Origin of the sequence: Tardiphaga sp. vice304 (genome assembly GCF_007018905.1) — a bacterium.
In the GTDB taxonomy this organism is placed as follows: Bacteria; Pseudomonadota; Alphaproteobacteria; order Rhizobiales; family Xanthobacteraceae; genus Tardiphaga.
Genome location: NZ_CP041402.1, coordinates 3,247,414 through 3,259,593, shown reverse-complemented (window position 1 = coordinate 3,259,593; position 12,180 = coordinate 3,247,414). Strand labels below are relative to the sequence as shown.

Annotated in this window: 7 protein-coding genes; 4 read left to right on the top strand and 3 right to left on the bottom strand. The window is 65.9% G+C overall.

What is annotated here, in order from left to right:
- The first annotated feature begins 11 nt into the window (after window positions 1–11).
- Entirely contained in the window at window positions 12–1,706 is a 1,695-nt protein-coding gene (locus FNL56_RS15420; RefSeq protein ID WP_143573751.1) for a methyl-accepting chemotaxis protein, read from the top strand.
- Between the two features lie 69 nt (window positions 1,707–1,775).
- On the opposite strand, the gene FNL56_RS15415 is transcribed toward FNL56_RS15420, so the two are convergent.
- Window positions 1,776–5,405, bottom strand: coding sequence for a DUF3971 domain-containing protein (locus FNL56_RS15415; RefSeq protein ID WP_143573750.1), 3,630 nt, complete (start codon window positions 5,403–5,405; stop codon window positions 1,776–1,778).
- A gap of 282 nt (window positions 5,406–5,687) precedes the next feature.
- Between FNL56_RS15415 and FNL56_RS15410 the strand changes: the two genes are divergently transcribed.
- From FNL56_RS15410 to FNL56_RS15400, 3 genes are all read left to right on the top strand, one after another.
- Window positions 5,688–6,488 (top strand): peroxiredoxin, encoded by an 801-nt coding sequence (locus FNL56_RS15410; RefSeq protein WP_143582123.1) that lies wholly within the window; start codon window positions 5,688–5,690, stop codon window positions 6,486–6,488.
- A gap of 95 nt (window positions 6,489–6,583) precedes the next feature.
- Window positions 6,584–7,915, top strand: a complete 1,332-nt coding sequence (locus FNL56_RS15405) for a peptidoglycan DD-metalloendopeptidase family protein (RefSeq protein WP_143573746.1) — start codon at window positions 6,584–6,586, stop codon at window positions 7,913–7,915.
- Window positions 7,916–7,981: 66 nt separating this feature from the next.
- A complete protein-coding gene (locus tag FNL56_RS15400) occupies window positions 7,982–10,129 on the top strand; it encodes a carbamoyltransferase C-terminal domain-containing protein (protein ID WP_246660673.1) in 2,148 nt (715 codons plus the stop codon).
- Between the two features lie 10 nt (window positions 10,130–10,139).
- Here the strand turns inward: FNL56_RS15400 and FNL56_RS15395 are convergent, their stop codons facing one another.
- The gene (locus FNL56_RS15395; protein ID WP_143573744.1) at window positions 10,140–11,120 is read right to left on the bottom strand and encodes a tripartite tricarboxylate transporter substrate binding protein; all 981 of its coding nucleotides are present in this window, start codon (window positions 11,118–11,120) and stop codon (window positions 10,140–10,142) included.
- Between the two features lie 132 nt (window positions 11,121–11,252).
- Window positions 11,253–12,122: a fumarylacetoacetate hydrolase family protein gene (locus FNL56_RS15390; protein ID WP_143573742.1), complete on the bottom strand. Its 870-nt coding sequence runs from the start codon at window positions 12,120–12,122 to the stop codon at window positions 11,253–11,255.
- Between the last annotated feature and the right edge of the window lie 58 nt (window positions 12,123–12,180).

The following is a 12,180-nucleotide window of genomic DNA, read 5'->3' as shown; positions in this document are numbered from 1 at the left end:
TGGAGGTCCAGATGAGTCTGCTCAGCCGCTTCACGATCCGCACCAAGCTCGCCAGCATCGTGGTTGTTTCCGCCATATCCGTTTGCGCGATCATCGCGGTGTCCGCCTCGCTGAGCCAGAAGCGCATGCTGGAAGACCGCATGGGCCAGTTGCATACCGCCGTCGACCTGATGGTCGGCATGGCGCAGACGCTGCAGGACGAAGTCGCGGCCGGCAAGCTCACGCTCGCTGACGCGCAGGCCCAGTATCGCCAGCGCGCCAGCGGCATGACGTTCGGAAACAAGCAGGGCTACCTCGTCGCCTATCATTCCGACGGCGTGCTGCTGGTCAATGCCGGCAACCCCAAGCTCGAAGGCAAGTTCACCGGCACCAAGGACTCCAACGGCGTGCTGATCTCCAAGGCGACCATCGATGCTGGTCGCAAGTCGCCGGAAGGCGGCACGACCTCGTATCTCTATCCCCGTCCCGGCCAGACCGTGCCGCTGGAGAAGATGGTCTACGCGCGCTACTACGCGCCGTGGGACCTGACCATGAGCAGCGGCCTCTATGTCGACGATCTCGATGCCGACGTGAATGCGCTGCTCACCAGGCTCGGCCTGCTCGGCGCCGGCGTGCTGGCGCTGATGGCGCTGCTGTCCTGGCTGATCGCCCGCGACGTGCTCGGCGCGCTGCGTCGGCTGCAGGGCCGCATGCACAACATCGCCACCGGCTCGCTCGACACCGCGGTCGACGAGACCGACCGTGGCGACGAAATCGGCCGCATGGCCGAGCAGTTGGAGATGCTGCGGCAGACCTCGATGACCGCGCGTACGCTTGAAGCCGAACAGGCCCGCCTGAAACAGACCGGCGAGGCCGAGAAGCGTGATGCACTGATCCAGCTCGCCAACCGTTTCGACCAGTCGGTCGGCGCGCTGGTCGGGCTGATGGCCTCCGGCTCGACCGAACTCGAAGCCACCGCCCAGTCGATGTCCGGCACCGCGGCGCGCACCAACGACCAAGCAACGATCGTCGCGACCGCCGCCGCCGAAGCCAGCAGCCGCGTCCAGACCGTCGCCGCCGCCGCCGAAGAATTGTCGTCATCGATCGTCGAGATCAGCCGGCAGATGGCGCAGTCCGCAAAGATCACGAGCCATGCGGTCGATAGCGCGCGGCGCACCGATAGCATCGTCCGCGCTTTGGCGGATGGTGCGCAGCAGATCGAGCACGTCGTCGAACTGATCAACAGCATCGCCAGCCAGACCAACCTCTTGGCCCTCAACGCCACCATCGAGGCGGCACGCGCGGGCGAAGCCGGCCGCGGTTTCGCCGTCGTCGCCACCGAAGTGAAGAGCCTGGCCGGCCAGACCGCCGACGCCACCAAGGAGATCGGCACCCGCATCGCGCAGATCCAGGCGGCGACCAGGGAAGCGGTCGATGCGATCCAGGGCATCACCGCGACCATCGAGGAAGTCAGCGCCATCGCCACCACGATCGGCTCGGCGATCGAGGAGCAAGGCGCCGCCACCGCCGAGATCGCCCGCAACGTGACGCAGACCGCGCAGGCGACCCAGGAGGTCACCACCAATATCGGCGGCGTCAGCTCGGCCGCGCATGAAACCGGCGGCGCTGCCAGCATGGTGCTGAGCGCGGCGTCCGGCCTGTCGAAACAGGCCGAGCAATTGTCCGGCGAAGTCAGCACCTTCCTCGCCGGCGTCCGCGCAGCGTAAAGTTCCCTAGCAACAAAAAAGGGCGCGGTCAGCAATGACCGCGCCCTTTTTCTTTAAGCCCGGCATGGACTAGTTGTTCGAGCCGCTCGGGAACTCGACCGGGTTGTTCTGTTTGCCAGTGTTGAACTCGAAGATCTTGCGCACCAGGCCCGGCGCTAGCGCCGAGATAGGGTTGACGCGCATGACGGGCGCGCCGGGCGTGCCGATCACCTCGTAGGTGACGCCGATCAGCCCTTCATTGCTGCCGCCGCCGAGAAACAGCCCGATCACCGGCAACTGGCCGAACATGTTGTTGAGCCCGTACATCGGCACGAAGGTGCCGCTCATCCGCACCGTGTTGGCGGGATAGTCGATGCTGCCTTCGATGGTGGCGCCGACGACCGGGCCTTTCACGACGCCTTCGCGGATGGTGAGCTGGCCGTTCTGCCGGGTGAATTCGGCGCGCAGCCGCGAGAAGGCGATGCTGTTCTGGGTGCCGCCCTGCCCGCCGCCGGCCACGCTGGCGAGCTGCGCTTCGCCCTTGACGGCGAAGTCGCGCAGATTGACCAGACCTTCCTTCGGACGGTTGTCGGAGCTCGGCGTATCCATCGCCAGCGACAACTGGCCGCCGCTGACCTTGGCGTAGGTGTCGGTGACGCGCAGCAGCGCGCCGGCGTCATTGGTCTCGATGTAGATGATATCGCGCGCGGCACCCTGCGCGCGACCGCGCATGTCGCCGGTCAGCGGCGTGTCGCGTCCGAGCTTGCCATTCAGCGTGAAGCTCTTGATCGTCCCCCCGCGCCTGGAGATCTTGACGTCGAGGCTGCGGATGGCCTCGCCGTAGAAGCCCGCGACCGCCCCCAGCTTGACGTCGATGTCGAAATCGATCGCCTTGGTCTTGTTCTTGGGGTCGGTCTCCTTGCCGGAGATCACCGACTTCAGGAAGCCGCGGCCATCAAACACGTCGCCGCGCATCACCACCTTGAGCGTGCCGTCCTGACTGCGATCGGCCTTCAGCGAGGTCTTGTCGCCTTCCGACGGCGAGAAGGTCGGGAAGTTGGCGCTGACCAGATCGCCGCTCTGGTCGACCTCGACCGCGCCCCTGATCGAGGCGCCGGAGCCGTCGACCACGATGTCCTCGAGCCTGGTCGATTGGCCCTTCTGCACCACGTTGAACACCGCGCGGCCGGCCTTGCCCGGCTGCTTGGTCCAGCCCGGGAGGATGTTGTCGATCTTCATCGGCGTCAGATCGGCCTCGATGCCGAACTTGCTCTCGCGGTCTCCGGACCCGATCCGGCCCGCCAGCTTGAGCGGCAACGAGCCGCTGACGGCGGGGCCGAGATCGAAGCCCAGCCGGGCGCGGCTGGCGTCGTCGAGCGTGGCCTGCAGCCGCACGTCGGCATCGCCGTCAGTCGGCTTGCGGTAGTCCAGCGCGGCGGGCTGGCCGTTGATCCGGACGTCGCCCTTGACCTGATAGCCCTGGTTGTTGGCGGTAATCTTCAGGGCGTTGGCTTCCAGCTTCTGGCCCATCACCAGCTTGTCGCCGGCGAAATCCTTGAGGTCGGCATTGATCGTATAGGTGGTGTCGGCCTTGGTCAGTTCGCCCTTGATCGGCATGCCCATGGTGACGAACGCCGAGGCATTGCCCTTGGTGGCGTTGGGATCGAGCGTGTTGCCGGTGACGTCGCTAAGGCGGTCGGAGGCCAGGATTTCCGCTACCGCAGGCACCGGCCCCTCGACCCTGAACTTGACCCGCGCCGGCATAGGCTTCGGCACCATGTCCGGCACCTCGAACACGACGTCGGTGAGATTGAGCTTGCGCCCCGCGGGCGTATCGACACCGGCCTGCCCGATCGTCACCGTGGCGGTGCGGCCGGTGATGCGGGCCTTGAGGTCGGCGTCGCGGATCAGCGGCAGGTCATCGACCGGGCGCAGCGTCACGCCATTGGCGAGGATGGTGACGCTGAGGCCGTCATCGGGGATCGGCGGGCCTCTTCGCGACAAATTGCGTACCGGCGAGTTGAGCGCGATGTCGAGCCGCTGCACCGAGCCGCGCTCGATCCGCTCGATCACCCATTCTCGGACTTCCGGGGTCACCAGGATCGGCCACATCCGCTTCAAGGCAGACGCCGACATCGGCGTGCCGGCAAGCCCGAGCACCAGCCGCGGCTCGCCGGCGTAATCGACCGCGCCGGAACCGGCGATCCCGATCTCGCCATTGCTTATATTGGCCTGCGTCAGCAAAACCCGCTTGTTGTCGGTATCGAAACGCAGCCCGATATCGATCCGGTTGAAGATCAGCGGCGCTTCATTGCCGGTGCCGGGCAGCACGATGGTGCCGCCGCTCAAGCCGGCCTGCCAGTTCGGCACGGCGTCGTTGGGCGGCTCGACATGCGCCAAGAGCGTCACGCGGTTCGGACCGGCAACCACCTTGAACGGTGCCAGCAGCACGCGGCGGCCGGAATCCCATTCGAGATTGACCTCGGCGGAATCGATCAGCATCGGATAATCGGGCGTATCATTGTCGATGATCGGGCCGGCGCCGGCGACGATCTTGCCGCGGAAATAGGTCGGCAGGCCGTCGCGGCCAAGTTCGCCCTTCAACTCGCCGGTCAGCGGCAGGTCGGCGCTGTAGGTCAGGTCCTTCATGCGCAAGGCCAGCAGGATGTTCCGGGTCGGAACCCTGTCTGCTTTGATCTCGACCGAGCGCACGCCGTTAGACGGCGCACCGACCACGACGCCGAACGACCACGGCGTCTTGCCAGCCTCGCCAAAACTCATCGCCACGCCGCCCGTATGCGGGCGGCGCAGGTTCAGCGTGATGTTGTTGAAGGTCGAGGTGTTGCCGCGCTGCTGGTCGTCGATCACCAGCGTGCCGTTCTTGAGGCCGATCTCGTTGAGGTTCTGGCCGTCCAGTCCGGTCAGGCTGAGGCTGTCGAGCCACTCCAGCCCGGCGAGGAGGCCGCTGGGCGACGGTTTCTCGGCCGCCGGAACCGGCGGGGTAGGCAGCGCCTGGACCAGGGGGGCGACCTGACCCGGCGGCAGCGACAGCGACGGGCCGGACGGCACCGGGATGGTCGGCGGAATGACCGGCGGCGCGACCCGCGGCGTCGCCACGCCGGTCGCCAGCGGGCGCGCATTGTCGCCGGTGGAAACGGTGACCTCACCGTCCGGCATGATGCGGACCGCGAGCACGGCATCGACGAGGTTGAGGCTTTCGGCGCGCAGCCGGCCCATCAGCATCGCAGGCACCGACAATTTGACTTCGGCCTTAGGGGCACTGGCGACGATGGCGTGATCGCGGTCGCGCACCACGATGTCGCGGATCCGTACCGCGATCCGGATCCGGCCGGACCGCTCGATCTGGGTGCCGCCAACCTCGACGGTGTTACCCTCGCCGATATTGTCCTGGATCGCGTCAGCCAGCCACGGTGTCGCCATGTCGAAATTGATCGGCCCGGCGCCGAGCCGCCACCACAGCGCGCCGAAGCCGCCGGCCACGACGACCAGCAGCAGGAGCAGCACCCCGAGTGTCCGCTTCAGCCAGCCGCCGCGACGCGGTGGCTCTACGCCGTGCCCGGTGTCCGGATTGGACAGCAGCCGGCGCGCGCGATGATTGCCAACCTCTTGATGGAGCTGATCCCAATCGGAATCGTTCCATTGCGGAGACTGCTGACCGGCGTGCGGAATTGTCGCTTGGGGCGGCTTGTTACTTGGCATTGCCTCTCGGTGCAGGCGCTGATGATGAGAATGATCGCTCCGGGCATCTGCGCATCGATCGCTCGATGGCCCCTGTTCCGGCAATGCGGCTCATTCGCGGGTTAGTCATGACGTTCAGGTCGTGGCGCCGCGTTCAGGCACACGGGATCGGGTGTTGCGTCGAATCCTTTGTAACCATACTCCGGGGGCAGATCATTTGCACCGCGGCGGATTTACCCGGCAGCGCAAAGCACTTCTAATATTCATCACACTGATCCGCTGAAAGCGACGAAAGGAAGGCGTATGTCCAAGAAATCGCGCGAGAATTCCTCCAAAGCCTCGACCGAGAGCGCGGCCAAGAGCGCGGCCAGGCCAGCCGCCAAAAGCGCCGCGAAGCCGGCTGCCAAGAAGGTTGCCAAACCGGTGGTAGCCAAGCCGGTAGCGAAGGCGCGGGCAAAGAAGACCGTTGCCCAGCCCGTGAAGCCCGCCGCCACGGCGGTTGCCAAGGTTGCAGCGAAAGCGAAACCGGCTGCCAAGGCTCCGAAGGCCGTTGCCGCCGCGAAGGCCCGCAAGCCGGCGCCGGCGGCCAAAGCCGTCGCCGCACCGAAGCCGGCGAAGGCAAAGCTCGATCAGGCGCCGGCGCTCGCCGCCGAAGGCAGTCTGGCTCCGGGATTCAACCTGCCGCGCGACGGCGGCGCCACCGTTTCACTCGCCGACTTTGCCGGGCAGAAACTGGTGATCTTCTTCTATCCGCGCGCCAATACGCCAGGCTGCACCAAGGAGGCGATCGATTTCACCCGCCTCGGCCGTGATTTCAAGGCCGCTGACACAATGGTGCTCGGCGTTTCCGCCGATCCCTTGAAGGCGCAGGAATCGTTTCGCGACAAGCACGATCTGACGACGCCGCTGTTGTCCGACGAGACCCAGTCGATGCTCAAGGCCTACGGCGCGTGGGGCGAGAAATCGATGTATGGCAAGGTGTTCGAAGGCGTGCTTCGCACCACGGTTTTGATCGGCAGCGACGGCCGCGTGGCGCGAATCTGGCGCGGTGTGAAAGTCGATGGACATGCTGACGCGGTACTCGAGCAGGCCCGTCAAATTTAGCGGATCCCTTTGCTCAAAATTAACCATGAGAGGGTCAAATCCCCCGGTAATTGAGCCGGCCAGAGCGTATTTCCTGGCCGGCGCCGGGAGTACTGATGTCGAACCGCACCGCGCACCACGCCGAATATCCACAGCACCACGCCCATGATCACCACCGGGCGCAAGCGCGTCGGACCGGCCCGGCCAAGGCCCCGGCGCAGCCGGCCCGCCAGGGCGACTATACGATCGCGCATGCCGGCAAGCAGTTCCGGATCGGCCCCGTGGTGTTCTGGATCGTGGTCGGCACCGTGACCGTGCTGGGCGCCTGGTCGGCGGCGACCGCGACCTATTTCGCGTTCCGCGACGACGTGCTGACCAAGCTGATCGCCCGGCAGGCCGAAATGCAATACGCCTATGAGGACCGCATTTCCGAGCTGCGTGCCAAGGTCGATCGCTCGACCAGCCGGCAGATGCTCGACCAGGAACAGTTCGACCAGAAACTCGCCGAAGTCACCCGCCGCCAGGCCGTGCTGGAAAACCGCGCCGCCATGCTGAGCGCGATCCCCGATAATCTGGCGACCGGTTCGATCGGCAAGCCCCCCGCATCATCCGGCACGCCGAAGCCGTCGCCGATCAATACAACCGTCACGCCAACGGCGCCGCCGGACCGCCAGGCGCGGCTCGGCACCCGCATCCTCAACGCCGTGATGCCCGGCCACTTCGCCAAGATCCAGGGCGTCGATACCGTCATTACAAAATTGCAGGCCTCGCTCGACCAAGTCGAGAGCAAGCAATTATCGACCCTGAGCGTGGCGGAAGAAACGATGAACGCCAAGGTCAACCGGATGCGCGGCGTCGTCAGCGAGCTCGGCCTCAACATGGCGCAGCTCGAAGCCGCAGCACCCCGCGCGCCAATGGGCGGCCCCTACGTTCCCGTCAAGCTGACCGCCGACGCCGGCCCGTTCGAGCGCCAGCTCGTTCGCACCTATACGACGCGCGCGCAGCTCGACAAACTGAACCGCACCATGGCGCTGGTGCCCTATCGCAAGCCGGTGGTCGGGGAAATCGAATACACCTCGACCTTCGGCGTGCGCTCCGATCCGTTCCTCGGCCGCCCGGCGATGCATACCGGCCTCGACTTCCGCGCCGCGACCGGCGATCCGATCCGCGCCACCGCCAACGGCCGCGTGACCTCGGCGGCCTATGCGGGAGGATATGGCAAGATGATCGAGCTCGACCATGGCAACGGCCTCGCCACCCGCTACGGCCATTTGTCGGAGATCAACGTCCGGGTCGGCGACGTCGTCAAGATCGGCCAGGTGATCGGCCTCGCCGGTTCGACCGGCCGCTCCACCGGCTCGCACCTGCACTACGAAACCCGCATCGAGGGCGAAGCCGTCGACCCGCAGAAATTCCTGCGCGCGGGTGCACGGCTCGGTGCGGGCTAGGGATGCCGGGCATTGTTGCCCCGCCCCGAGTGTGATTGAAGCGGCAGTGAAACCCGAGGCTGCCTCTTGAGCTCTCCCCGACGCATCGGCCCGAAATATCCACGCCTCGGCCGCTTCGGCTTCCGAGCGACCCGCCGCGTCACGACCTGGCTGATGGCACTGGCCGGGTTTCACGCCAATGATTCCCGTTTCACGGCAGACCGCATCCAGGCAATCCGCGCCAAGCTTGCACGCGGCGAGACGGTGTATCTCGCCGGCCTCGGCCTGCCCGGCACGCATAATTCCGGCGTCGCCCTGGTCGAAGTGACGCAGGCGCGCGGGCCGCGGCTGATCGTCAACAATGAAGAAGAACGCTTCTCCGGCGACAAGCACACCACGCAATATCCGCGCGGCGCGCTGGATGCGATGCGTGCCACGCTGCGGACGATCGGCCGCGACGTCGGCGATATCGATGCGTGGCTGACGAGCTGGGACTATCCCGACCTGATCGGCTCTCTGCTGCGTAGCGTGATCGAGGAATTCCCAGAGAGCCTGAAACTGCTGCGCACGCAGAATTCCGTCAGCTTCGATGCGAGGCGCTTCGAGCAGATGACGCGCACGCCAAAACTGTTGCGCAAGCAGTTCGGCCTGCCCGCCCGCGTGCCGCTTCTGATGATGCCGCATCACGACAACCACGCCTGGTTTTCCTTCGCAGCCTCGCCCTTCCCCGACAACGAGCCGGTGGCGATCGCGGTGCTGGATGGCACCGGCGACCTCGGCTCGGTATCGACCTATGTCGCGCAGTCAGGCGCGATGCAAAAACTGTTCTGCAATGACAGCGTGTTCGACTCCCTCGGCGCGTTCTACAGCGTGATCGCCTCGACGCAGGGCGGCTGGACCTGGCTGTCCTGCGAAGGCCGCTACATGGGCGCCGCCGCCTGGGGCGACATGAACCGCGCCAGCAATCGGTATTACCCGCGCTTGCGCGAGGTGCTGGAATTTGCCGTGAACGGCGAAGTGCGGCTCAACCGCGCGATGGGCAACTGGTACTGCGACCCGTTCGAACATCCCTACAAGCAGCCTTTGATCGACCTTCTAGGTCAACCGCTGAAGCCCGATCAATTGTGGAATCCCGACGCGGTGCTGCGCGTCGAGGACATCGCGCACCGCGCCGATACGCAGGACCGCCTCGACAAGGCGGCCGCGACGCAACTGGTGTTCGAGGATGCGCTGATCCATATCGTCGATCACCTGCTGCGCACCACCGGGGCACGCCGGCTGGTCCTGACCGGCGGCGTGGCGCTGAATGCGCTCGGCAACATGCGGCTGTTGCAGCATTTCGACGAGACGTGGTTCGCGCAGGCGCAAGGCCGCCGCTCGAAACTGCATCTGTGGGTGCCGCCCGTACCCGGCGATCCCGGCGTCACCATCGGCGCCGCCTGGGTGTTCGCGCATCTGCTCGGCGCGCCGCGCGGAGCACCGATCACGCATGCGTTCTATGGCGGCGACGCGCCGGCCGCGGATGACATCGCGGAGGCGCTGAAGAGCGACGACATCGCCTCGACGCCGGTCGGCTCGATCTCGACGCCCGAGGGCATCGATGCCGTGGCTGATTTGATCGCTTTTATCATCGCGCAAAGCGGCATCGTCGCGTTGTACCAGAGCGCGGCGGAGACCGGCCCGCGCGCGCTCGGCCATCGTTCGATCCTCGCCAACCCCTGCGATCCCGCGACGCGCGAGCGGCTGAATGCGCGGGTAAAATTTCGCGAGGCGATCCGCCCTTTGGCGCCGATGGCGACGCTTGAGGCGGCGCAGGAATATTTCGAGCTGCTGGAAGGCGCCGCTGACGCTGATTACAACGCCTATAATTACATGGTCCTGACCGCGCAATCGAAGCCGCAAGCCCGGATAAAAATTCCGGCCGTGATCCACGCCGACGGCACCGGCCGTATCCAGATCGTCCGCGCCGACGACGACCCCCTGACCTACGCCATCCTGAAAGCGCTCGGCCGCCACATCGGCGTCGAACTTTCGGTCAACACCTCGTTCAATGTCGCAGGACCCATCGCGCAGACGCCGCAACAGGCGGTGGACACGCTGCGCCGCTCGGCCGGACTCGATGTCGTGATGATGGTCGCCTGCGACGGCGCGGTCACCGCCGCCTGGCACGGCGGCACGCGCGACAGCGGCCGGTTTACGGCGTGGCTGTCGGCGTGGCGCCGTCCCTGCGGTTAGGAATCGTAGCTCAGACCTTGCCGATCTTCTTGGCTACCGCGACCAGGCGCGCGCTGTCCTTGGCGACGAATTGCGCGAAGGCGTCGGCGTCCTGATAGGCCGGCATATTGCCGGCGGCCTCGAACGTCCGGGTCACTTCCGGATCGCTCATCGCGGACTTCATCGTTTCGCGCAGCTTTGTCACCACCGGCTGCGGGACACCCTTCGGCACGAACAGGCCGGCCCAGATGTAGAACTCGACATCGGAGTAGCCCAGTTCCTTGAACGTCGGCACGTTCGGGAAGGCGGCCAGGCGCTCGCCGCCGAAATTGGCGAGAACGCGCAGCGTGCCGGCATCGACATGCTGCTTCAGCGTGCCCGGCGCGGAGGCCAGCGCCTGGATCTGGCCGCCCAGGAGATCGCTGATCGCCGGCGAAGCACCACGGTAGGGAACGTGCAGCAGCTTGATGTCGGCGGCGATCGCGAACATTTCCATCGAGACATGCAGCGTGCCGAACGGGCCGGACGAGCCATAGGCGATGGCACCGGGCCGCGCTTTGGCGTCGGCGACGAAGTCCGCAATGGTCTTCCACGGCGCGCTGGCCGGCACGGCGAACAGCGTCGGATCGGCGAGCACGCGCGCGATCGGCTGCAGCTGATCGACTTCATAAGCGACGGGACGCTCATAGATGCGGTCGGCTTCCGGCAGCACGGCGAGCGACGACAGCGTCATCAGCATGGTGTGGCCGTCGGGCTGCGCGCGTGCTGCGGTCGCATTGCCGAGCGAGCCGCCGGCGCCAGAGCGGTTATCGATGATGACCGGCTTGCCGAGCACCTTTTGCATGTACTGGGCGATCGGACGCGCCGCGATGTCGGCCTGCCCGCCGGCCGGAAACGGCACGATCATGGTCATGTTGCGGGTCGGCCAGGCGTCCTGCGCGCGGGCGCTCTGGCCGGTCACGGCGAGAGCCGAAAGGCCGCCAAGGCCCGCGATGAAGTCGCGACGTTTCATGTGATGTCTCCCAATGTGTTTTGTGCGGCGCCATCGATGGGCCGCCGTCTCAAGGACCGACGATTTGACCGCCTTGTATCGTGTATCGCAGCATGCGGTGGCGAAGGACGCCACCGCATGTTGATAGCTCGTTCAGCCGACCGGATTTTCCAGTCTGCCGATGCCGCTGACGTCAATGGCCACCACGTCGCCCTTCTTGAGGAAGCGCGGCGGCTTGAAGCCGAGGCCGACGCCGGCCGGCGTGCCGGTGGCCAACAGATCGCCGGGCTCCAAGGTAATCACGGACGAGATACACTCGATCAGCGTCGGAATGTCGAAGATCAGATCGGCGACCGACGCATCCTGGCGCAGTTCGCCGTTGACGTAGGTCTTGAGCTGCATCTTGGTCGGGTCCGGCATTTCATCGGCCGTCAGAATAGCCGGTCCCATCGGACAGAACCCGTCGATGCCCTTGCCGATGAACCACTGCCGGTGCTTGTGCTGCAGCGTGCGCGCGGTGACGTCGTTGATGATCGTGTAGCCGAACACATGCGCCAGGGCATCCTGCTTGGTGATGCCGCGGCCGCCGCGACCGATGATCACGGTCAGCTCGCCCTCGTAGTCGGTGCTGTCGGTCGGATCCAGATAGTTCGGGATCGACGCGCCCGGCCCGATCACGGTACTCGACGGCTTGGTGAAGATCACCGGCGCTTCCGGCACCACTTCCTTGGCCGAGGAGTCGAAGCCGGAGCCGGCGAATTCCTTGGCGTGTTCGTGATAGTTCTTGCCGACGCAGAACACGTTTCGCGACGGACGCGGGATCGGCGCGAGGAGCTGCAACCCGGCGATCGGCAGCGGCGCGCCTGCGGCAGCGGCCAGCCCGTCCTTCAGGCGATCGTAATTGGCGATCAGGGTCAGCATGTCCGGCGCGATTTCGGCTGGCAGCGGCGAAACCTGCGTGAGCATCTCATCGGCGATGCCGACGGCCTGATGGCCGTTATGAAGGAACGTGACGAGGCGCATTTTCTCTCCAGTGCTCTGGTGCGTTTATTTCCGGCGACGGGTCGCCGGTTCTTCTATA